General features: G+C 59.6%; 21 protein-coding genes and 1 tRNA gene. 12 read left to right on the plus strand and 10 right to left on the minus strand.

All coding sequences use genetic code 11. The annotated features are described in order from the left end of the window. Nucleotides 1-2 precede the first annotated feature (2 nt). Together HBOR_RS05130 and HBOR_RS05135 are read right to left on the minus strand one after the other, a co-directional pair. A complete protein-coding gene (locus HBOR_RS05130) occupies nt 3-824 on the minus strand; it encodes a ZIP family metal transporter (protein WP_049890565.1) in 822 nt (273 codons plus the stop codon). A gap of 180 nt (nt 825-1,004) precedes the next feature. Further along, nucleotides 1,005-1,703, minus strand: a complete 699-nt coding sequence (locus tag HBOR_RS05135) for an SDR family NAD(P)-dependent oxidoreductase (RefSeq protein ID WP_174261567.1) — start codon at nt 1,701-1,703, stop codon at nt 1,005-1,007. Between the two features lie 112 nt (nt 1,704-1,815). Here HBOR_RS05135 and HBOR_RS05140 point away from each other — a divergent pair, with 112 nt between their 5' ends. The 3 genes from HBOR_RS05140 to cruF are packed head-to-tail and all read left to right on the plus strand — an operon-like array spanning nt 1,816 to nt 5,052. Further along, nucleotides 1,816-3,318: a phytoene desaturase family protein gene (locus HBOR_RS05140; RefSeq protein WP_006053881.1), complete on the plus strand. Its 1,503-nt coding sequence runs from the start codon at nt 1,816-1,818 to the stop codon at nt 3,316-3,318. Then, nucleotides 3,318-4,160, plus strand: coding sequence for a prenyltransferase (locus tag HBOR_RS05145; protein WP_049890442.1), 843 nt, complete (start codon nt 3,318-3,320; stop codon nt 4,158-4,160). The genes HBOR_RS05140 and HBOR_RS05145 overlap by 1 nt, the downstream gene beginning before the upstream one ends. Further along, complete coding sequence (gene cruF / locus HBOR_RS05150) at nt 4,153-5,052, plus strand: bisanhydrobacterioruberin hydratase (RefSeq protein WP_013440524.1); 900 nt, start codon at nt 4,153-4,155, stop codon at nt 5,050-5,052. The genes HBOR_RS05145 and cruF overlap by 8 nt, the downstream gene beginning before the upstream one ends. Before the next feature lie 21 nt (nt 5,053-5,073). Here the strand turns inward: cruF and HBOR_RS05155 are convergent, their stop codons facing one another. Further along, nucleotides 5,074-6,090 carry a phytoene/squalene synthase family protein gene (locus tag HBOR_RS05155; RefSeq protein WP_006053884.1) on the minus strand — a complete coding sequence of 339 codons (1,017 nt, stop codon included), beginning with the start codon at nt 6,088-6,090 and terminating at the stop codon, nt 5,074-5,076. Between the two features lie 192 nt (nt 6,091-6,282). Next, nucleotides 6,283-6,420, minus strand: coding sequence for an HVO_2523 family zinc finger protein (locus HBOR_RS20515; protein WP_338035056.1), 138 nt, complete (start codon nt 6,418-6,420; stop codon nt 6,283-6,285). 236 nt (nt 6,421-6,656) lie between these two features. Between HBOR_RS20515 and HBOR_RS05160 the strand changes: the two genes are divergently transcribed. From HBOR_RS05160 to HBOR_RS05180, 5 genes are all read left to right on the plus strand, one after another. Further along, on the plus strand, nt 6,657-6,932 hold the full coding sequence (locus HBOR_RS05160) for a helix-turn-helix domain-containing protein (RefSeq protein ID WP_049890566.1): 276 nt from the start codon (nt 6,657-6,659) through the stop codon (nt 6,930-6,932). Continuing rightward, nucleotides 6,932-7,228, plus strand: coding sequence for a hypothetical protein (locus tag HBOR_RS05165; protein ID WP_006053886.1), 297 nt, complete (start codon nt 6,932-6,934; stop codon nt 7,226-7,228). Before HBOR_RS05160 ends, HBOR_RS05165 begins: the two co-directional genes overlap by 1 nt. Before the next feature lie 173 nt (nt 7,229-7,401). Further along, a complete protein-coding gene (locus HBOR_RS05170; RefSeq protein ID WP_006053887.1) occupies nt 7,402-7,899 on the plus strand; it encodes a spondin domain-containing protein in 498 nt (165 codons plus the stop codon). Between the two features lie 70 nt (nt 7,900-7,969). Next, nucleotides 7,970-9,196 carry an RNA-guided endonuclease InsQ/TnpB family protein gene (locus tag HBOR_RS05175; RefSeq protein ID WP_006054798.1) on the plus strand — a complete coding sequence of 409 codons (1,227 nt, stop codon included), beginning with the start codon at nt 7,970-7,972 and terminating at the stop codon, nt 9,194-9,196. Further along, nucleotides 9,193-9,510: a spondin domain-containing protein gene (locus tag HBOR_RS05180; RefSeq protein WP_144018702.1), complete on the plus strand. Its 318-nt coding sequence runs from the start codon at nt 9,193-9,195 to the stop codon at nt 9,508-9,510. The genes HBOR_RS05175 and HBOR_RS05180 overlap by 4 nt, the downstream gene beginning before the upstream one ends. A 46-nt stretch (nt 9,511-9,556) precedes the next feature. On the opposite strand, the gene HBOR_RS05185 is transcribed toward HBOR_RS05180, so the two are convergent. Next, nucleotides 9,557-12,691: an adenosylcobalamin-dependent ribonucleoside-diphosphate reductase gene (locus HBOR_RS05185; protein WP_006053889.1), complete on the minus strand. Its 3,135-nt coding sequence runs from the start codon at nt 12,689-12,691 to the stop codon at nt 9,557-9,559. A gap of 888 nt (nt 12,692-13,579) precedes the next feature. On the opposite strand from HBOR_RS05185, the gene HBOR_RS05190 reads away from it, so the two are divergent. Continuing rightward, nucleotides 13,580-13,807 carry a hypothetical protein gene (locus tag HBOR_RS05190; RefSeq protein WP_006053890.1) on the plus strand — a complete coding sequence of 76 codons (228 nt, stop codon included), beginning with the start codon at nt 13,580-13,582 and terminating at the stop codon, nt 13,805-13,807. 41 nt (nt 13,808-13,848) lie between these two features. Here HBOR_RS05190 and trpG read toward each other — a convergent pair whose 3' ends face one another. Genes trpG through trpD form a run of 4 tightly spaced genes read right to left on the minus strand, consistent with a single transcriptional unit; the run spans nt 13,849 to nt 17,788 of the window. After that, nucleotides 13,849-14,475, minus strand: a complete 627-nt coding sequence (gene trpG / locus HBOR_RS05195) for an anthranilate synthase component II (protein WP_006053891.1) — start codon at nt 14,473-14,475, stop codon at nt 13,849-13,851. After that, a complete protein-coding gene (gene trpE, locus HBOR_RS05200; protein WP_006053892.1) occupies nt 14,472-16,103 on the minus strand; it encodes an anthranilate synthase component I in 1,632 nt (543 codons plus the stop codon). The genes trpG and trpE overlap by 4 nt, the downstream gene beginning before the upstream one ends. Beyond that, nucleotides 16,100-16,747, minus strand: coding sequence for a phosphoribosylanthranilate isomerase (locus HBOR_RS05205; RefSeq protein WP_006053893.1), 648 nt, complete (start codon nt 16,745-16,747; stop codon nt 16,100-16,102). Before HBOR_RS05205 ends, trpE begins: the two co-directional genes overlap by 4 nt. A 3-nt stretch (nt 16,748-16,750) precedes the next feature. Then, a complete protein-coding gene (trpD, locus tag HBOR_RS05210; protein WP_006053894.1) occupies nt 16,751-17,788 on the minus strand; it encodes an anthranilate phosphoribosyltransferase in 1,038 nt (345 codons plus the stop codon). 247 nt (nt 17,789-18,035) lie between these two features. Here trpD and HBOR_RS05215 point away from each other — a divergent pair. Continuing rightward, nucleotides 18,036-18,110: transfer RNA gene (locus HBOR_RS05215), tRNA-Val, on the plus strand. Between the two features lie 342 nt (nt 18,111-18,452). Further along, complete coding sequence (locus tag HBOR_RS05220; protein ID WP_006053895.1) at nt 18,453-19,361, plus strand: DUF6414 family protein; 909 nt, start codon at nt 18,453-18,455, stop codon at nt 19,359-19,361. A gap of 390 nt (nt 19,362-19,751) precedes the next feature. Here the strand turns inward: HBOR_RS05220 and HBOR_RS05230 are convergent, their stop codons facing one another. Next, on the minus strand, nt 19,752-20,558 hold the full coding sequence (locus HBOR_RS05230; RefSeq protein ID WP_006053897.1) for a hypothetical protein: 807 nt from the start codon (nt 20,556-20,558) through the stop codon (nt 19,752-19,754). Between the two features lie 353 nt (nt 20,559-20,911). Here HBOR_RS05230 and HBOR_RS19665 point away from each other — a divergent pair, with 353 nt between their 5' ends. Further along, the gene (locus tag HBOR_RS19665; protein ID WP_013440526.1) at nt 20,912-21,196 is read left to right on the plus strand and encodes a hypothetical protein; all 285 of its coding nucleotides are present in this window, start codon (nt 20,912-20,914) and stop codon (nt 21,194-21,196) included. Nucleotides 21,197-21,266: the final 70 nt, after the last annotated feature.

A 21,266-nucleotide genomic window follows, 5' to 3' on the forward strand; every position in this document is an offset into this window, starting at 1 on the left:
GCTTAGACGACGAACAGCCACGCAACGAAGACGATGACCCCGCCTAAGAGCGTGCTAACGACGGCGTGAACGCGGAGTCTGTCGAGGAGAGCGTGCGCGTCGCCCTCGACGGAGAGGTGGTCGTGAATTTCCGAACCGATCTCACACCGCGGGAGGAAATCCATGGCAACGTGAAGGAACACCCCAGCGGCGAACCCGAAGACGACGCCGCGGAACGGTCCCGACCCCGGGAGGACGATGATACTCGCCAGTATCGCGGCGATACCGAGGGCCGCGGCGGGGAGGAGGAGCGAAGATGCAGTGCGGCCTTTCGAGGTGAGACGGCGCGCCGCCGCGTATCCGGCGGGTCCCTTGTGCGAGACGATAGCGAGTCCGAGCGTCGGCCCGAGATCCGGCATGTTTCCGTAGACGATACCGATGATAAGGCCCGCAGAGAAGGCGTGTGCGGCGAGTTCTGCGACAGTTCGATCCACGGGAAGGTCCATGTGCGCGAGACGGTGACCAACGGTGTGGGATGCGAATCCGACGAGAAGTCCCGCGGCGATGCCGAATCCGCCGTACTTCGGGTGGTGGTTAATCGCCTGCGGGACCAAGAAGACGGCCGCACTCGTCACCATCGCACCGCTGGCGAGGCCATAGCCCCAGACGAGAGCGTTCGCTCCCTCGTCGTGATGGCGGACGCCGAGCGGTGCCGCGAGTGCCATCGCCGCGAACGCCACCCACGTGATTCCGAGGAGTTTCCACGCGCCGACGCTCGCCGCGTACGCTGAGAGACCGATGAAGATGACGGTGGCGGCGACACCGACACGTGAGATTCGTGTCACGCTGTTAATTCTGGCGTATCGGTTAATAGGAGTCACGATATTAACACAGCCAGTCGAGTTCATAACAATGTCGATCCCGACCATCTGAAATGAGTTACGTCCACTGCGGCGTCGGTGCCGAAAAAGAGTCAGTTCACACCACGCTTCTCCGTTTTGCCGTCCCTCGTCGCCTTCTGCTCCTCACCGGGTCGCCTGCTTCCACGCCTGTCGGTCGAGACGGCCGCCGTCGAGTTCGTCTCGGTCGGCTTCGGTGGCGGCCCACACGTACATCGGTGCGACGTCGTCGGCGTCACGTCCCTGACCGTCAGTTAGCCCGGTGGCAACCAGTCCGGGGTCAACGACACCGATAACGGGTGCAACGTCGGCGGCGAACTGTCGGGCCAGTCCCTCGACGGCCGCTTTCGAGACGGCGTACGCGCCCATACCCGGCTTGGGATCGTGTGCGATGGACCCCGACGGAACGAGAACACGCGTGTCGTCGTTCACGTGCGGCAGCGCCTCACGAACTGCGGTGAAAACACCGCGAACGTTCGTCCGGATGGTGTCGTCGAATCTGGTGTAAGACTCCTCGTGAACCGGCATCTCACCTGGAGTCCCGTGGTTCACGGCGGCGTTTGGGACGAGGACAGCGATGCCGTCGTCGTCGCCGCTTCGTGCAGCAGTCTCCATCAGTCGTTCGACGTCGTACTCGTCGCGTACGTCGGCGCGAACCGCCTCGGCGGATCCGGGTGTGTCTGCCACGTTCGCCACGACATCGGAGAGCGCATCCTCGTCGCGGGCACAGCAGACGACGTGTGCGCCTTCCGCAGCGAACGCCCGGACAAGGGCTACGCCGATTCCCCGACTCGCACCTGTTACGACGACCGTCTTTCCTGACACGTCCATACGTCCGCTTCGGACGAATCCGAGGTAAAGCCACAGCTTCCGGTCCCCGATATCGAACCTCTCACAGTCAGTCGATTTATAGTTTCATCGTCCCTAGGAATGCGATATGAATGCTGTCTCGGACCTCTCCGTCCTCGACGGAACGTCCGTGGTCGTTGTCGGTGGGGGATTCGGCGGACTATCGACGGCGTGTTACCTCGCCGACGCCGGTGCTACCGTGACAGTACTTGAGAAAAACGAGCAGTTAGGCGGCCGGGCCAGTCGTCTCGAACGGGACGGCTTCCGCTTCGATATGGGACCGTCATGGTACTTGATGCCAGACGTGTTCGAGGACTTTTTCGGATACTTCGACCGAACGCCTTCGGACTACTACGAACTCACGCGACTGGACCCCCACTACCGAATCTTCTTCAAGGACGGCGACCGGGTTGATATGGTTCCAGACCTCGAACAGAACCGCGAGACGTTCGAGGCGTACGAACCCGGTGCGGGCAAGCAGTTCGAGAAATATCTGCAGAAGGCCGAGAAGAACTATGAGGTGGGGATGGAACATTTCGTCTACACCGACCGGACGAAACTATCCGATTTCGCAGACTGGGACGTCATCAAGAACGCGCGGGGCCTGTCGCTCATCGGGTCGATGCAGGACCACGTCGAGAAGTACTTCGACCATCCGAAACTCCAGCAGATAATGCAGTACACGCTGGTGTTCCTCGGCGGCGCGCCGAACAACACGCCCGCGCTGTACAACCTGATGAGTCACGTAGATTTCAACATGGGCGTCTACTACCCCGACGGCGGCCTCGGCGGCGTCGTGGACGGGATGGTCTCCTTGGGCGAGGAACTCGGCGTCGAGTTCCGCGTCGAGAGCCCGGTAAACGAGATTCGCGGCCGCGAGGAGGCGTTCGTCACGCGCACCGAGGACGGCCGGGAGTTCTACTCCGACTACGTCGTCAGCGACGCCGACTACCGGCACACCGAGATGGACCTCTTACCCGAGGGCAAGCGGCAGTACGACGAGGATTACTGGCAGTCGCGGACGTATGCACCCTCCGCTTACTTACTTTACCTCGGCGTCGAGGGCGACGTACCCGAACTCGAACATCATACGCTGGTCCTGCCGACGGACTGGGACGACCATTTCGAGAAGATATTCGACGACCCGGCGTGGCCCGACGACCCGGCGTACTATCTCTGTGTTCCCTCGAAAACGGACGACACTGTCGCTCCGGAAGGCCATTCGAACCTGTTCGTTCTCGTCCCCATCGCGGCAGGATTGGACGATACGCCCGAGCAACGCGAACGCTACCGTGATCTCGTCTTAGACGACATCGCAGCACACACCGGAGAGGACCTACGGGACCGAATCGTCCTCGAAGAGTCGTTCTGCGTAGACGACTTCTCCGACCGGTACAACGCGACGCAAGGGACGGCACTCGGTCTCGCGCACACACTCCGACAGACGGCACTCCTCCGCCCGCCGCATCACTCTGAGGAGGTTTCTGGCCTGTACTTCACCGGGTCGTTCACAACGCCCGGTATCGGCGTCCCGATGTGTCTCATCAGCGGCCAACTGACGGCCGAAAAGATGGCCGAACGGATGGCGTAATGAACGCACGCGGCCGACTCGAATACCTGCTCACGCTCTCGCGCCCGCGGTTTTGGCTCTACCTCGCCGGACCCGTCGCCGTCGGCGTCGCCTTCGCCGCAACGGCCGTGAGCGACCTGCTCAGCCCTGCCGCCCTCGTCCTGTTCGGCTACTTTCTCCTGCCGGGGAATATTCTCCTCTACGGCGTCAACGACGCCTTCGACGCCGACGTAGATGAGGCGAACCCGAAGAAAGACGACAGAGAGGCGCGGTGGCAGGGCGACACCGTCGTCACCGCCGTCATCGTCGCGTCTGGCGTTCTCGGTCTCGGACTGTTCGCTGTCGCCCCCCGACTCACGTGGCCGTACCTCGCCGGATTCTTCCTCCTCGGCGTGGAGTACAGCGCGCCGCCGTTCCGGTTCAAGACGACGCCGTTTCTCGATTCGGTATCGAACGGTCTGTACATCTTGCCGGGCGCGGCGGCGTTCGCGGCCGTCGCCGGACAACACCCACCACTCTCTGCCCTCGTCGGCGCGTGGGCATGGACGATGGGGATGCACACGTTCTCTGCCATCCCCGACATCGAACCGGACCGTACGGCAGGTATCCGCACGACAGCCACATTTCTCGGCGAACGTCGAACGTACGCGTACTGTTTCGCCTGCTGGCTGGTTGCCGCCGCTGCCTTCGCGCTCGTGGACTGGCGACTGGGTGCGGTGTTGTCGGCGTACCCACTCGCTGTTCTCGCCGTCGCCCGCTCCGAAATCTCAGTCGAACGTGCGTACTGGTGGTATCCCGTGTTGAACACGGTTATCGGCGCAACCCTCACAATGGGTGCGCTCTGGAGATTGTTCTATGGTTGAAGCCGACGTTGCTCTCGCAAATCGGCTCCCGACCACGCGCGAGGAGTGGGAGTACCGGCTGGACCGACTCGTTCGAGAGAACCGCTTTACCATCTCGGTGTTCTTTCCGCTGAACGGTATCGTACTCCTCCTCGCCAGCGCGGAGGGCTGGCTTTCGGGGACCGTTCTCGCCCCGTTGGCGTTCAACGGCCTGTTTATCCTCTTCGGGACGTTCGTGATGCGCTCGCCCCTTCTCGTCGGCGTCCTTCCGCACACGACTCGTCGTGGGGCAACCGGCGTCGGCCTGTTGACGCTGTACGCGTACCTGATCGAGTACACCGGCGTTCACACCGGATTCCCGTATGGACAGTTCGCCTACGGTGTTGCCCTCGGACCGACCGTTGGCGGCATCCCGTTGGGTCTGCCGGTGTTTTTCGTCCCTCTCGTGATGAACGCCTACCTGCTGTGTTTGCTTCTTCTCGGCGATAGAGCCGAACACACAGTCATCCGTCTCTGTACGGTCATCATTGCCGTACTGGCGATGGACGTGGTGTTAGATCCCGGCGCGGTCGCTCTCGGGTTCTGGGCGTACACCCCGCCGGGCGCGTTCTACGGCGTTCCGCTCTCGAACTACGCGGGGTGGGTCCTCAGCGCGACCGTCGCTGTTATCCTGCTCGATTGGGGATACGATCAGCACATTCTCCTCACCCGCCTTTCGGAGTGTGAGTTCATGCTCGACGATCTCGTCTCCTTTGTCATCCTCTGGGGCGGCCTCAACGCGTGGTTCGGCAACTGGCTTCCCGTCGCTGTTGCCGCCCTGTTCGGCCTGGGACTTCTGAAGACCGAGCGATTCGACTCGCGGGTGTTTCGATTCAGTCAGCGGAAACGGTCCGGAAAGAACAGTTCGGAGTGAGCGTCGTTGACGCGACGCCAGCTACTCTCCGCGGGTGAAACTGCGGACCCAACTGGACAGTCGGCCGCCCAATAGACCCGGCGACCGGGAAGCGCCAGAATGCCCGGGGTCGTGATGAGAGTGATCCTCGCTCGAAGGGTACGGAACGACACTCACTTTCCGGAACACCGTTTCGGGGTCCTTTTCGACCGCCCAGTAGGCTCGCGTTTTGACGAGAAGCGCAAGCTTCCGCGCCGTCGAGAGCGACGGCGTCACCGAGAGTACATCGTAGGCGCGCTTGCGAATCGCGCGGTGGTGGTCGGCGTACAGGACCGCAGCCAGAAGCACGGCGAACTGGCAGTCTTCGGGGAGGTACTGGATACCGTGGACGCCCTCTCGATAGAGCGCTTCCGTCCGACGCATCTCCTCGCGCATCACCGCGCGGAAGTTCTCGTCACAGCGGAACGACTGGAGTTGTTCCTCGGTGACGCCGTGTTTTTCGAGCGTCTCCTGCGGGAGGTAGACTCGGTCCCGTTCGACGATGTCCTCACGCACGTCGCGCAGGAAGTTCGACATCTGGAACGCCTCGCCGAGGGCCGTCGCGTGCGGACGTGCTTTCTCCGCGTTCGGGGTCTGCATGATGTCGGTCATCATCCGTCCGACGGCGGCCGCGGAGCCGTCCATGTACGTTTCGAGTTCGTCGTACGTCTCGTAGCGGCTCTTTGTGATGTCGGAGCGCATCGCATCGATGAAGACGTTCACGTCCTCGTCCGCGATGTCGTACTGCTCGCGGAGTTCGGCAAACGCCGAGAGGACGGGGTCGTCCGTCTCGTCTCTCCCTAACGCCTGCGCACGAAGTTGCTCTAACCGTTCGCGTTGTGCCGACGGTTCGGCGGTTTCCTCGGCATCTACAACTTCGTCTGCGACGCGGAAGAACGCGTAGAGAACGTACGTCGCATGCCGGACCCGTTCCGGAAGCACCCGTGTTGCGAGGTGAAACGTCTTGCCGGTTTTACGCTGAATCGCCTTGCTTTGCTGGATCTGTTCCTGTTTTACCATTGTAGGATATCGAATGACGGCACCCTCGGAGCGATTGCAACGCGCCCACACATCTGCCAGACACTATTAACACTCGCAGTGACATAACCGTTCGTGACAAGCCTTAACTTGATACGGACCTACACCGTGGTATTCAGTCAAAAACGCCGTACAATGAGTCGATCGACGGTGGCACTCCCGAAACGATTCCGGCTACCAAAAAGTGTCACTGCAATCATATATCACGCCATGTGTCGGACAGACGTACTTACAGTGTCGGTGGGCCATCGACGTGCCGCAGAACGGGCACGGACGACCGGGAACCGTCTCGGTGCTCTCCGAGTCAGTCACACAACCGGCGATGAACGGGATGCGCAAGTAGATTGCTATCGGCGGCGGCCGATCCGAAACGGGGAATTCGACCCGAATTTTGAACAAGACTCTTAGGCGTTGCCGAGGAGGAACGATACGGTAGTCACGTCTGTACGGTATCGCCACACAACCACACGATGTCGTGCGGTCAGTTGTGGATCCCGTTTCAGACGCCGCAAACAGTCTCGCTCACGAACGACGGCCGAACACAGTCGATGGAAAAGGCGCTCTGGTACCTGTTCGCGGGAACAAGAGGCGGTGAGAACCGCGTCCGTATCGTACACGCCCTTTCGGATCGACCGATGAACGCGAATCAACTCGCCACTGAACTGAACGTGGGATACCGGACGATACGCCACCACATCGAACTGCTCGAAGAACACGATGTGGTCGAGGGCGGCGACAACGACTACGGGAAGTTGTACTTCCTTACGGACCGGTTCGAGACGTACCGAGACACCTTCGAACAAATCACGGAACACGTAGACTGATGGCAATGGAAACAACGATTCAGGCGGCCAGTGCGCTGGCGGGAGTGAATATCCTCCTTCTGGTCGCCCTCACCGCAGTGTGGGTGAACAACTATCGAACGTTTCGGACGCCGCTCATCTTGGGTCTCGTCGCCTTCGGAGCGGCGATGCTCGCAGAGAACGCCCTCGCACTCTATTTCTTCTTCACCATGCAGAGTCTCTACTCCGGCGACCCCCACGTCCAACAGGCCGTGTTAGCCCTTCGATCCCTCCAACTGATCGCACTCGGTTTCCTGACGTATGTGACCGTGCAGTGACGGCGCGCCGGACAGTCGTTTCTTGTCTCTCGTCTCGCTCCGTCTGTTCTACTTTTTCGCCCGTCTACTCAGCTGACTTTCTCGGAAAGCAGCGCGAATTATGAACAGACTCGACACGGATCTCGAAAAACGACTTTTCCGCCGCTCTGCCTCCGTTCTCTTGGAGGAATTCGATGTCAAACCAACAGCTCTCGACGACCCGACGGGCGTTCCTCGGTGCCGCGGGCGTCGCCGCCGTCGGCGGTCTCGCACTCGGTGGGTCGGCAGTCGCACAGAACGAGGCACGTAACGGCGCGCGTCGCTACCGCGTCACTGTCACAAACCTCACGGATTACCAGCCGTTTACACCGCCAGCCGTCGCGGTCCACCGATCAGACGTTGAACTGTTCTCGGTGGGCGAGATGGCCAACGAGGCGGTCCAACAGGTCGCAGAGAACGGTAATCTCGGGCCGTTCTCGGAACTCGTGGATTCGACGGACGCCATCCGTGGTTCCGCTGTCGGGAGTGGCCCGCTCGTCCCCCGCACGGACCCGGGTGAAACAGACCTTCCGTACTTTGCGGAACTACACGTCTCCGCGGACGCCAGCGCCCGTTACCTGAGCTTCATCAGTATGCTCATCGCCACGAACGACGGCTTTACAGAGGTACAAGGAGAATGCCCCGAGGCTTGACCTCGGGGTTGAATCCGACACTCCGTGAAACAAACCATTAAGTTAACACACTTCTAACCAGCAGACAGCGATGGAATACAGTCACCGCTACCACGCTTACCCGACACAAGCAGTAGCGGAGCGACTGGAATACCACATCGACGTTCATCGCCAAGCGTACAACTACACTCGGTACGAATACGAGAACGTTGACGCCGACAACATCGGGTCAGCGTACAAACACCACTACCGACTCCCCGATTGGAAAGACGAGTTCTCTGTGTTCTCCGACGTGAACTCGAAGGCTCTGCAACGAACCGTCACACGGTTCTATCAGAATCTCTCGAACCTTTCCAAAAAGAAACAGAACGGAAACAAGGTTGGGAAGTTGAAGTGGAAGTCTCCGACTGAGTACCAGAGCATGACGTATTCGCAGTCCGGCTTCGAACTCAAAAACACGAGTGGCCGACACGCGACGTTAGAACTCTCCAAAGTCGGAGATATTCGTATTCGCTACCACCGTGAAATCCATGACCAAGCAGAAATCAAGGAAGTCACCATCAAGAAGGAGACAACCGGAGAGTGGTTCGTCTCGTTCGGCCTCGAAACCGATGATGCTGACTTGCCTGAGAAACCCGACGTGGACTCGCTCAACACGAGCAACAGCGTTGGAATCGACCTCGGCATCCTCAACTACATCCACACAAGCGACGGCAAGACCGTGGACTGGCTCGACCTCGAAGACGACTACGAGCGCCTCCGACGAGAACAGCGTAAGTTGTCTCGAAAGGAGAAAGGATCGAACAACTACGAGAAACAGCGAGTCGAAGTAGCGAAGGTGAAGCGTCATATTCGTCGGAAGGTGCTGGACTACCAGCACAAACTCACGACGTGGCTCGTCAAGGAGTATGACGCCGTGTTCGTGGAAGACCTGAACGTCCAGTGTATGCTTCAGGACGACGGGAACGCTCGGAACAAGCAGGACGTGGCGTGGCGACAGTTCATCACCTTGCTTGAATACAAGGGAGACTTGCACGGAACGCACGTCGTTCAGGTTGATGCTCGGGGCACGACGAAAGAGTGTGCGTCGTGCGGTGTAGAGACGGCGAAACCTATCTGGGTTCGTGAGCATTCGTGTCCGGCGTGTGGGTTTGAAACGGATAGGGATGCAAACGCTTCGTTGAACGTCTTGCAGAGAGGCTTTTCTGCATTAGGGCTGGGATGGCCCGAATCAACGCCCGTGGAGACTGCGCTCCCTACGGATACTCATTCGGTATCTGCAAAGCGCGTCGTGGAAACGGGAAGCCTCGGGGCTTGACCCCGAGGCGATTCACCGGTCTCGATACGGTTCGACTTCCGAGCGACGTGAACGCGTCGCTGACGTACGTTGCAGCCAGCTACGACGCCGGAACGGAGAAAAACACGGAGCGGTTTGCCGACTTAGTGCCACCAGCCCAGACGCTCACCGGTCTCGACTGGGAAGGCGAAGGGACTGGAATGAGTGACCCGGACCTCGCCGAAGACGGAGTCATCACGCCACATCCGGGCATCATGGGCGTCGGTGATCAAGATCCGGAGCGATTCGGCTGGGACGACCCCGTGGCTGCGGTACAGATCGAACGAATCGAGTGAAAAAATCGCTTCCGGGGCGATAGCCCCGATTCGACCAGTTACCGGGTTAGCACTCCGACCAACCGCAGGACTCGCAGGTCTTGCAGCCTTCGGAGTAGTAGAGCGTCATGTTTCCACAGTCGGGACACTCCGGACTCTCGCCTGCGGCCAGCAGGTCGTCCATTGCGTCGTTCTCAGACTGTACGCCCGGTTCGCCGTTCGGATCGTCGGCGACGGACGCGCCGCCATCTGGCTCGGGTGCGTCGGTACCCTCAACGTCAGCCCCCGCTTCCTCTGAGACCTCCGTCAGGTTCTGCTGTTGCGGGTAGCCCTTGTCGATTTCGCCGTCGAGGTAGCGACGCATCGCGGTGCCGATAGCGTCCGGGATGCTGTTGATCTGCTCGCCTTTGTCCCATGCGACTTTCGGGCTCCGGATGCCTTGCAGTTCGCTGGCAATCTCTTCCGGATCGACGCCCGAACGGAGCGCCGTCGAGATGGTCTTGGCGAGCGCCTCTGTGAACGAGGCGGTGAAGCCGCCGGAGTTACCGATGTTGGCGAACAGTTCGAACGGTCGTTCGTTGGCGTCCTCGTTGATGTTGACGTACAGCTTTCCGTAGCCAGTGTCGATGCGCTGGGTGACGCCGTACAGCACGTCGGGTCGGGGCTGTTTCTTGCCGAGATCGACCTCGCCGTCGGCCGCCGCGAGCAGTCGCTCGATCTCGCCGTCGAGTGCGTTGCGGACTTCCTCGTTTTCGAGGAAGCCTTCGATGCCGCCGAACACGTCCTCGATCTGTTCGATCAGGGTCTCTGCGGCCTCGCCCTCGTCAGCGAAGTCAGTGTTCTTTGCGCGCGTCGTCAGCACCTGCTTCGAGCGCGTGCCGTCGCGGTAGACGGTGACGCCCTTTCCGCCGTTGTTGTAGATGTAGCGGTAGACTTCGTCCATGTCCTCCTTCGAGGCGGAGTTGGGGAAGTTGCAGGTCTTCGAGATCGCCGAATCGACGCCCTTCTGACAGGCACACTGGACCGCTGCGTGGTCTTTGCCCGAGAGGTCAGAGGTGACGACGAACAGTTCGCCGATGGCGTTCGGAACCGTCTCCAGTCCCTCGACACCGTCGAACTCGTTGTTCGCCATCTGCTCTTGGGCCTCCTCTTTGACTGCGTCCACGTCGATGTCGTTCGCCTCTAAGACGCGGAGGAAGTAGTCGTCGAACTCGACCAGCATCTCGTCGCCCTGCACGTCGTCGGAGACGTTCTTGTAGTAGGCGACGTTGTAGATGGGTTCACAGCCACCCGTCGTGTTGCCGACCATCGACGTGGTGCCCGTCGGGGCGATAGTCGTCGTGTTGTGGTTGCGGATGGGGAAGCCGTCTTCCCACTCGTCGGCGTCGAGACCGGTGTGATGCTCGAACCACTCGCGGTACTCGGTCGGGTCCGCGAACTTCGAGTCGTCCCAGTCCTCGAACGTCCCGCGTTCCTCGGCAAGTTCGTGGCTGGCCCACTTCGACTGGTGGTTGATGTGGGTCATCAGCTGCCGGGCGACTTCGTTTCCGGAGTCGGAGCCGTAGCGGATACCCAGTTGGATGTACAGTTGGGCCAGGCCCATGACACCGAGACCGATCTTTCGCATCGCACGGACCTTCTCCTCGATCTTCTCGACCGGGAAGTCCGACATCGTGACGACGTTCTCCAAGAAGCGCGTCCCGTTGTCGATGCGGTGATCGAACTCCTCCCAGTCGATGGCTTCCTCGAGGAAGGCGTCTACGGCGTCCTCGATGGAGTCGTAGTCGTCGCCGTTCTCCGCTTGCCAGACACGCCAGTCGGGCGCGTCGAGGTCGGCGAGCGTCGAGAGGTTGATGTGGCCGAGGTTGCAGGCCTCGTACTCTTCGAGCGGCTGTTCGCCACAGGGGTTCGTCGCAAGAATGCGGTGTTCGGGGTGTTTCTCGACGTCGAACGAGTGCTGCTTGTTGACGCGTTCGAGGTAGATAACGCCCGGTTCGCCGTTCTCGTATGCGCCATCGACCATCTGGTCCCACAGTTTTTCTGCGGGGACCGAGAGGACTTCGCCGACTTCGACGTGTTCGCCGAGACCGAACATCTCGTATATCTCCTTGGTCTCGGGCGTGGCGATGTGGGGTTCCTCAGTGCGCGGGTTCGTGAAGACGAACTCCTCACCGTTCTCTAGCGCCTCCATGAAGTCGTCGGTGATGCCGACAGAGATGTTGAAGTTCGAGAGGTGGCCTTCGACGGCGTTGCGGAGGTGCTTGGGGACGCGACCCTCGTCGTCGATGAGTTCACGGGCTTCCTCCAGCGCGTCAGCGAAGGAGTTGTGCGTGAAGTCGTCGGGGTCGTTCAGACGGAGCGAGTGAGCAAGAGAGACGTCCTTGTTCTTCGCGTGGATGAACTGGATCACGTCAGGGTGGCTGACGCGCATGACGCCCATCTGCGCACCGCGGCGTGCGCCGCCCTGCGCGATGGTTTCACACATCTGGTCGTACGTCCGCATGAACGTGATCGGACCAGAGGCGATTCCGCCAGTAGAGCCGACGGCGTCACCGTACGGTCGGAGCTTCCAGAAGGCGTACCCCATCCCACCGCCGGATTGGAACACTTCCGCGGCCTCCTTGGCCGTCTGGTGGATATCGGTGATATCGTCGCCGGGAGAATCAACGAAACAGGCAGAAAGCTGCTGGAGTTCGTCGCCAGCGTTCATCAGCGTCGGCGAGTTCGGCATGAACGACAGCGACTCCATCATATCCTGGAACGTCTCGCGCTTGTCCTTGACAGTCGTGCGGATTTCCTCGGGGAGTTCGGGGACGATGGTGTCGTAGGCGAACTTGTTAACGTTGTAGACAGAGAGCGTCGTCTCCGCGTCGTCCTCGGCGGTAACTCCCTTGCCGAACACTTCGGCGGCGAGTTCGTCACGGCGCGGATGATCGGGTTTCAGCTGATCCGGCGTGACGGTAATCTCGACGTCCTGTCGCTCGGCCTCGTAGACCGCTTCAGCGAGCGAGATGTTCTTTGCGACGCGTGCAAACAGTTCCTCCTGCGTCTCCGTCAGGTCGCCGTCGGCGTTTTTGCGCAGATAGCGTGCCGGGAGAATATTGTGGTACGCGTTCGCAGTAAGTCGGTCTTCGAGCGTCTCCCCCTCAGTTCGTTTGATGGGCAGGACGAGCTCGTCCGCCGAAAGATCTGCACGACTCATCTACTGTTCCTCCCGCCCAGCATCCCCACACTGGACGATTTCGAATCGGGTAGCTAACTCAGTTCCGGTCATTGTAACGATGGCTTGTAATTGTGGGTGCGTCCGTTAAGGCTTCGGTATCGGAGCATCCGCGCCCCAATTATCATATATATGTCATTCTGTCGGGTCGGCACCCATCGAGTCCGACAGGGCTGCGTCTAGGTATGTGCTATACACCAATAACGCTGGCTGAAGCGGAGTGAAAGTAATCTCAAAAGCAGGAAAATCAGCAGACAGCAGTACGATATCCAAGAGAACTAAAGGGGGGTTAAATCAGCGATGTAATCGTCAAAGATCGCTCTTCACCGATCTAGATTTGGGTATTTGAAGTTCATATAGTACCGACCGGCACCAATACTATCAGAATATTTATCTACATGATGATGCGAGTTAGATTCAGCCGTTAGTTCTAAATTCTGCAAAAAACCCCAGTACTTGCTTGGTAGGCCGATGCGGGCAGTTCAACGTTGATTCGCGGTTGTAAGCATCCGCGTTAAGGCTTCGATATTCACGTCTTTGCGTCCCAAACTGTCTGCTTTCGTTCACTCTTTCAGATTGGAGTCAGTTGAGCTGATCGCAGACGTACGGACGACGTTGGAGAGCGGGCATACTCTATCGATATTTCGCATGATCGTACTGATCTCTCGGTTAAATTAGCAAATAAAGTAGATTGTACACGAGAAAAAGTGAACTGTTCTAAGATATGTTGGGTGCTATGCCGACCCAGCAAGAGACGGAACAGCGAAATCGGGGTGACAACGAGGTGCCGACAGACAGAGCGTGCATGGACCCAGCGGGTGCCGAGGAAACTCCCACAGACTTATTCACTCCGCGCGTAATATCCCGGCCATGTATCCTGCACTAGCAAGTGTCCTCACGACGCTCGCAGCCCTCCCGATGCAGTTTGGCGGTATGTTGCAGACGCCACTCGGTCAGGCGTTTGTCGTCGTCATCGCTATCGCGGCTGTCGTCCTTATCGGGCGACTCGTTCTCCGTGTCGCGTGGCGTCTTGTCACTATCGCGGCTGTCGTCATCGGCCTCCTGCTGTTGTTCTCTTTCTTCGGTCTGGGCATCTGACCGTCAGCGCGAACGGACAATCACAACGCGGATATCCGGCCTTACGGCGACGCGACCGCGCGTTCATTTCCCACGGCTTGCAGGAAGTTCCGCACCACGTCGTGGCCGACGCCAGTCAGGACGCTTTCTGGGTGGAACTGCACCGCCTCGATCGGATACTCGCGGTGGCGAACGCCCATCACGAGTTCGTCACCGAAGTGGTCCGTCGTCGCCGACACCTCGAAACACTCGGGCACTTCGGTCGCGACCAGCGAGTGGTAGCGTCCGGCCTGAAACTGCTGTTCGAGACCGGCGAAGACTCCGTGGCTGTCGTGTTCTACCGGGAACGCCTTGCCGTGGATGGGTTCGGGTGCGTGGCCGACGCTACCGCCGTAGACGTACACCGCCGCTTCCAGACCGAGACAGACACCGAGCGTCGGTATCGACTTCGAGAGCGTCGTCAGCACCTCGGTCGTCACACCAACGTCGCGGTCGTTCTTCGGGTGTCCCGGTCCCGGACTAATCACGATTGCGTCGGGGTCGAGGTCACGAATCTCGTCCAGCGAGGCGGTGTTCTTCCGTACTTCAACTGCGATTTCGTCGTCGCCGATGCGTTGCTCAGAGAGGTACTCGACGAGATTGTACGTGAACGAATCGAAGTTATCTACGACGACGACACGAAGCGTCATCGGCTCACCTCCTCGACTTCGGGGGCGTCTCCCCCCGTCCCGTCGTCTGTTGCCTCGCGTTCGATGCGTTCGACCGCCGCGAGGACGCCACCCATCTTCTGTTCGGTCTCTTCGTACTCTGCGGCCGGATCGCTGTCAGCGACGAGTCCTGCGCCCGCGCGAACGGAGATTACGTCTTCCCCGCCCCGCCGTTCGACCGTCGCCGTCCGAATGACGATGGCGAAATCGGCGTCACCGGACCACGAGTAGTAGCCGACACCGCCGCCGTAAACACCGCGCGGCGTCAGTTCGAGGTCGTCGATGATTTCCATCGCGCGAACCTTCGGCGCGCCCGTGAGTGTTCCAGCCGGGAACGCGGCTCTCGTCGCGTCGAAACTGTCGCATTCGTCCGCGAGCGTTCCCGTCACCGTCGATTCGATGTGCTGAACGTGGCTGTACTTCAGGACGTTCATGAACTCCTCGACGCGGACACTCCCGGCCTCGCTCACCCGGCGTACGTCGTTGCGCGCGAGGTCAACGAGCATCGTGTGTTCGGCGCGTTCTTTCCCGTCGGCCAGCATCTCGCCCGCGAGGCGGCGGTCCTCGACGGGACTCGTCCCACGTTTGCAGGTGCCCGCGATAGGATTCGAGACGACTCTGTCGCCGTGAACGGAGACGAGCGTCTCCGGACTCGCGCCGACGATGTGTCTGTCGTCGTGGCGGAGCAGGTACATGTACGGCGAGGGGTTGACCGCGCGAAGCGCCTCGTACAGCCCCATCGGGTCCACTTCACCGCGGAGCTCGCGCACGCGAGAGATAACACCTTGATAGATATCGCCGTCGAGGACGTGGTCTTTCGTCCGACGAACTGCGGCCTCGTACTCCTCGCGCGGTCCGGATGACTCGCTCGTGCGGACGAATCCCCCCGTTTCTGGCGTCTCGGCGTCTCGAAGCGCCGTCGCCACGTCCTCAGCTTCAGCGCGGAGTTCGTCGTACACTGCCTCGGGGTCGTCATCGGGAGCGACGACGGGCGTGAGAACGAGCGTCGCCGTCTCCTCGGCATGGTCGAACGAGAGCGTCTTCGTCGTGAGGACGAACTGCGCGTCCGGGGTGTCCGTTTCGGGGCGTTCGACGCCCACCTCCGCCAGCCAGAGGTCGTAGACCGCCTCGTAGGCGAGAAAGCCGACCAGCCCGCCGCGGAGTCGTTGTCTGTCGTCGTCAGGGAAGCCGACGCGCGGGAGATCCGGAAGCGCGCCTCTGAGGCGGTCTAATACGTCGCCGCCGTCGGGAGTGACGTATCGTGCCGCCCGGCCACCGAGCGTTTCGACCGAGGCCCCGTCCGGGCCGACGGTGATGACGGCGTCGGGGTCGTAGCCGACAAACGAGTAGCGGGCGTGTCTGTCTGTCGTTACGTGCTCCGGCGCGAACGCCCCCGCGGGGTCGCTGGAGGCGGTTTTCTCCGCGCTCTCCAGCAGGAAGCCGTAGTCGCTTCGCTCGGTAAGTGCCGCGTAGGCTGTCAGCGGCGTCGTCGTCGGTAGGTCAGCGGTGAGGTGTGCGACGACGGGGCCATCTTCGCTCTCGACCAGCGAGACGAACTCCTCGCGCGAGATGGATAGTCGGTCGTCTGCGACGCCTTTGACGGACGTCACGCCGTTGCCCTCCGTCTCTCGGCGGCGTTCGCAACAAATGCGCGGACTGCATCGTGGTCTTTCACCCCGCCGCTGGATTCGACACCGCTCGCCACGTCCACAGCGAACGGGTTTACCGTCTCGACTGCCTCAGTTACGTTTTCCGGCGTCAATCCTCCCGCGAGGACGACCGGCGCGTCAAGCTCGGCAGTCGCTTTCGCCGTCTGCTCCCAGTCGTGCGTCTTACCGGTACCGCCCGCACCCTTGTCGCTCACGGAATCGACAACGATGGCGTCCACCGCGGAGTCAAGGTCGCAGGCGCGTTGTGGCTGTTCGGCGTCCACGACGGCGGCGATCCGCGCATCCACTCCAGCGCGAATCGCGCGGAACTGTTCGGCATCGAACTCGCCGTGGATCTGAACGACATCGGGTTTCACCCTCGATCCAACCTCGATGGCCTCAGAGACCGTCTCAGGCATCGTGACGAGCGTCGTCGTGAGAAACGGCGCGGCGGCAGCAGCGAGTTCGGCCGCCCGGTCGAGCGAGAGTTCACGCGGCGTGTCCACAGGAACATCAGCGATGAAGCCGACGGCGTCCGCGCCCGCCCGTTCGACGGCGCGAAGGTCAGATTCGCTGGTGACGCCGCAGATTTTGACCCGTACCATTTCTCAGGCCTCCGCCGACTCCGCGTCGGCTGTTTCGACGTCGGTGCCGCAGAGGTCATCGAACGTCGCAGCGGCCGCGCCGGAGTCGATAGCGTTCGCGGCGGCCTCGGCACCCTCGGAGATGGTCTCTGCGAGTCCGGAAACGTAGATTGCCGCGCCCGCGTTGGCGAGGATGATATCGCGTTTCGGGCCGGTCACCTCGCCCGTGACGATACCGCGCAGGTCGGCGGCGTTCTCTTGCGGCGTGCCGCCCGCGACAGCCGAGACAGGGGCCGATTCGAGGCCGATGTCTTCTGGCGTAACGGTGTACTCTTCGATGTCATCACCGTGGACTTCAGCGACGACTGTCTCGTCGTGGAGGGCGATTTCGTCCATGCCGGATCCGTGGACGACGAGCGCGCGTTCGACGGACATGTGTGAGAGTGCGCGCGCGAGAACGGGAACGAGTTCGGGGTCGTAGACGCCAACGACCTGTGCTTGCGCGCCCGCGGGATTCGTAAGCGGGCCGAGCGCGTTGAAAATCGTCCGCATGCCGAGTTCCTTCCGCGGGCCGATGACGGCCTTCATCGCGGGGTGGAACACCGGCGCGAGCATGAAGCCGATGCCGTCGCGTTCGATGGCCTCCTCGACGGCCGGCGGTTCCGCCTCGACGTTTGCGCCGGCGACTTCCAGCACGTCCGCGCTCCCGGAAGAGGAAGAGACAGAGTAGTTCCCGTGCTTTGCGACGGCCGCGCCCGCCCCGGCGGCGACGATTGCGCTGGTCGTCGAGACGTTGATCGTATCGTAGTCGTCGCCGCCGGTACCGCAGGTGTCCACCAACGGCGTCCGGTCGGGTTCGATGGTTCGGGCGGCGTCGCGCATTCCCTGTGCGAAACCAGCGATTTCGGTCTCGGTCTCGCCTTTTGAACGAAGGGCGGTCAGTAGTGCGCCGATTTGCGCCTCTGTTGCATCCTCGAAGACGAGTTGCGCCGCGTTGCGCGCTTCGTCCTGCGTGAGATCTGTGCCCTCCGTCGCGCGTTCGATGTACGTTTGGATCGTCATTGTAGAGACACCGATGTACGTGTTCGGGTTACGATGTACAAATAAGTACACTGGCTTAAGCCTGTCGGGGTCCGGAATCGTCGGACTTGCTGGGACGGTGGTACGTCGTCGGATTCCGTCGCCCGTACGCCGTATGGAACCGAACCACGCAGAAAATCGGACGACAGCATCTCAATTCGCAACCCTTAATTGTATCCCCGGGAAACGAGTGAATGCGCTCAGACGGGCGCGATGTACGCAGCAAACCGGGTTGGTGGTCTAGTCTGGTTATGACACCTCCTTGACATGGAGGAGGCCGGCAGTTCAAATCTGCCCCAACCCACTTCCTCTTCGCTTTCAATTCACATAGCGGATCGCTACGCGGTTTTTGAACTCTCGCTGGCACAACTGATTCAAGGCAGGTGTTCGGGACACATTTTCATCCCATAGCACCGCCAGACACTCGGCGGTGCGGTCACGTCGAAGACGCGGTAGCGTCGAGCGACGGGGAGAACCGAACCGGGTTACATTCTCCGTTCGGTGTGGCTACGGCACCTGATCAAAATATTCCGCTTCCGCGCGGCGGAGAACAGTGGACACGGTAGCATTGGCTATCCTAATTAGGAGGCAGTTCTCTGAAAAGTCAGAGAAAGTTAATTAACTGATTATAACAATTTCTGAGATAATGACGACAGAAGTCCGTCAATTCATTTACTTAGATTCGCAGGCCGTGAATAGTCTTCTTGCGTCAATGTTTATGGCTGTTCCTCAAAAGGTAAGGGACGTTGCAGAGGAAACTGATGTAGAGGGTTCACAACAGAGTGGTAAGGCAGGTTTGAATCTTGGATCGCTTCTTAATTTAGGGGTGGAAGGTACGAGTAGCTCAGAAAATACAGAACGAAACTTGTCACAAACTGACAAGCACGTCAATGATCAATATCGGTTCAGTCTACTCACACGAGCTTTGGATGAAAACGACGGTCAGACAATTCATAAGATATCCGAGGAAGACGATTTTAATTCGATAACTGACGGAGAAATTGTTCAAATTACAGGAACCTGCAAAACAGACCCGTTGTATCCTCTCTTAGGGGCACTTGAGTATATCACAAAAGCAACCTCAGAAGCCCCGCCGGGGAACGGGTTACTGGCTCAAATTATGCAAAGTCAGTCCGATTTTGGACAAGCTCAGCAAGCATACCAATTACTATATGGTGGGTGGGTTGGACTGAAAGTTTCTCCTGATTTCACGGATTATAGTTGTGGTGTAGTTCTTGACGAGAGACAAACGTGGGTTAACAGCTATCGAGGATTTCGTGGCGAAAACGAGTATACGATCTTAGGCCGCGTACAGGAGCAGTTAGACGAAAAAGAGATCTGGGATTTGGTCGAAGCTCTCAGGGTTGTCAATAGTGCCACCTCTGATGATGAAGCAAGTTCTAATCGAGCGGAACTTGTTGCGAAAGTGATGGATTCTATAGAAGAACAGCAGGAAGAACAGGATAATCAATTCAAGCTTCCAGATCTGAATCCGGGTGACTTTATAATTGAAGGACCAGGGATGGTAATCGATCCAATCGCGATCTACTGGTAAACCGTCGTTTGATTGGTTTTCTGAATCAAACACCTATTAGAATTTGAAAATAGAACAGTCATCAACGGTCACTTGATCGCTATCCCAGTTCCCCTCCCGCCCCATAAAACTGAAACCGTAAAATCCCTGCCTCCACCGACCGCATCCGCTCCACACGAATCTCCTGACCGGCGGCCTCATACGCGACGAACACGTACACGCCGTCCGCATCAACCAGTCGGCCGTGATACGCCTCGAAGACGCGAAACCGTCCCTTTTCCCGTTCTGTCGGTTCAGCATCGCCGCTTTCACCTCTCGGATGTCCGTGATACCCGTGAACTCCGCTCTCTCCTCAAATGTGCCCGCGCCGCTCTCAGAGTTGAGCGACAACGAGGCCACCAGCCAGTCGAATCACTCTCGCGGATTATCCGGGCGGAACCACGTTGCGAATCCGGTCGGGTCCTCCTCGTTCTCGGCCCGGAACTGCGACCACTCGACAGCGATTTTTCCGAGTACCATCGCCCCCGCGACCAGTTGCTCGAACTCGAAACCGAGACGAGCGAATTCAGTCTGCGTGATCATGAGGAAGGACGCCAGCGTGAGCATACCGACAGTACTGAGCAGTACCACATAGGAGGCTGCAAAAACGAGGAAGCGGCCGGGTATTTCCAGTACCATGTATGCGGACATCTCCTCGTACTGCTTTTCCCGGAAGAATTCACGATAGAGTCGGTACCAGTCCGAGAGGATCATCCCAACCGCTGTTAGCGCGATCGACGGCGAGCGGAGGGACTTGAGTATGTCCGGAGATGCAAACAAGAAGAAGCCCAGAATAAAGCACCCCGCGATGAGCAACGTCAGAACAAGCCGGATGTTCCGCGGATAGATCGGTGGAAGCGGCCCGGGGACTTCGACGGGAGCAGGTTCGCGCTCCCACTTTTCGTGGCGCTCGACGTCGGGACCCGTACCCGGGAGGTAGAAGCTTCTGCCATCGAGCACAATCGGAAGTTGAGCGAACAGCGCAGCGACACTGTACCCGAGGAGTGCAGTCCCAATCTCCAGCCAATAGACCGCCAGTAGCTCACCGACGCGCCAATCGAGGAGGAGGATCCCGAAAAAGGGAGCAGATTCGCCACGAGCGTCGGGAGAAACGACACCGAACTCGTGTTCGTCCCCTGATTCGAAAGCACGATCCGAAATCAGCCGACGAAACGTCATAAGCTCTCGGTTTGGTGTATCGGAGGGCGTTCAGATTTTATCGGAGGGATATTCTCAGATTCGATACCGAATGTGCCCAAACAGAGCTGGTTTTTGATACCGGTGACGTAACTGAACCCGTTGTTCCGTATCCGACGAGTACATAGGAATTATGGTAGGTCGGGATAGTTCTCACGTATGAAACTATCACCGACGCTGAGACGAGTCCACCAGTTCTCGGTATCCGGTGTGACCGCCGTTGGTGGCACGCGTCCGGTCCGAACTGCCTGCGGGTCGATACGAGAGGAGCGGACACACAGCGCGAGGCTCCGTTATACCGAAACTGTAGCGAGTTCGCCAGCGGGGACCGACGCGTGAGTGACACGTTAGCGTACAAGGATGCGCTGAAACTCGTGAATACATCCGACCGGTTTTGCGTGGCCGTCCACACTGGGGACCGCGTCGATTACGTCACTCGGAACCGGTACGGCCAGCTTACGGTCGAAACGTACGTCGATGCAGTCGGTGAGCGTCGAATGATTCCACTTACCGAAGCGCGGTTCGAGGACCTCGTCGATCGATACACCGCGTTCAAGGAGTCGATAGCGGAGAGTCCGTTTTCGGGATACGACGAAGTCCAGTGCGACGACGACCGCTGAGATCACAGAATCGTGGTATCGGCGTTCACACAGTTCCGAGAGGAGCAAGCACGACAGAAGCGAGACAGCG

The sequence above is a fragment of the Halogeometricum borinquense DSM 11551 genome, from assembly GCF_000172995.2.
Lineage (GTDB): Archaea > Halobacteriota > Halobacteria > Halobacteriales > Haloferacaceae > Halogeometricum > Halogeometricum borinquense.

Excerpts from the sequence above, each read along its gene's own strand:
- HBOR_RS05140 (WP_006053881.1), top strand. The coding sequence starts at position 1,816 with ATGAATGCTGTCTCGGACCTCTCCGTCCTCGACGGAACGTCCGTGGTC.
- HBOR_RS05145 (WP_049890442.1), top strand. The coding sequence starts at position 3,318 with ATGAACGCACGCGGCCGACTCGAATACCTGCTCACGCTCTCGCGCCCG.
- cruF (WP_013440524.1), top strand. The coding sequence starts at position 4,153 with ATGGTTGAAGCCGACGTTGCTCTCGCAAATCGGCTCCCGACCACGCGC.
- HBOR_RS05155 (WP_006053884.1), bottom strand. The coding sequence starts at position 6,090 with ATGGTAAAACAGGAACAGATCCAGCAAAGCAAGGCGATTCAGCGTAAA.
- HBOR_RS05160 (WP_049890566.1), top strand. The coding sequence starts at position 6,657 with ATGGAAAAGGCGCTCTGGTACCTGTTCGCGGGAACAAGAGGCGGTGAG.
- HBOR_RS05165 (WP_006053886.1), top strand. The coding sequence starts at position 6,932 with ATGGCAATGGAAACAACGATTCAGGCGGCCAGTGCGCTGGCGGGAGTG.
- HBOR_RS05170 (WP_006053887.1), top strand. The coding sequence starts at position 7,402 with ATGTCAAACCAACAGCTCTCGACGACCCGACGGGCGTTCCTCGGTGCC.
- HBOR_RS05175 (WP_006054798.1), top strand. The coding sequence starts at position 7,970 with ATGGAATACAGTCACCGCTACCACGCTTACCCGACACAAGCAGTAGCG.
- HBOR_RS05185 (WP_006053889.1), bottom strand. The coding sequence starts at position 12,691 with ATGAGTCGTGCAGATCTTTCGGCGGACGAGCTCGTCCTGCCCATCAAA.
- HBOR_RS05190 (WP_006053890.1), top strand. The coding sequence starts at position 13,580 with ATGTATCCTGCACTAGCAAGTGTCCTCACGACGCTCGCAGCCCTCCCG.
- trpG (WP_006053891.1), bottom strand. The coding sequence starts at position 14,475 with ATGACGCTTCGTGTCGTCGTCGTAGATAACTTCGATTCGTTCACGTAC.
- HBOR_RS05205 (WP_006053893.1), bottom strand. The coding sequence starts at position 16,747 with ATGGTACGGGTCAAAATCTGCGGCGTCACCAGCGAATCTGACCTTCGC.
- trpD (WP_006053894.1), bottom strand. The coding sequence starts at position 17,788 with ATGACGATCCAAACGTACATCGAACGCGCGACGGAGGGCACAGATCTC.
- HBOR_RS05220 (WP_006053895.1), top strand. The coding sequence starts at position 18,453 with ATGACGACAGAAGTCCGTCAATTCATTTACTTAGATTCGCAGGCCGTG.
- HBOR_RS05230 (WP_006053897.1), bottom strand. The coding sequence starts at position 20,558 with ATGACGTTTCGTCGGCTGATTTCGGATCGTGCTTTCGAATCAGGGGAC.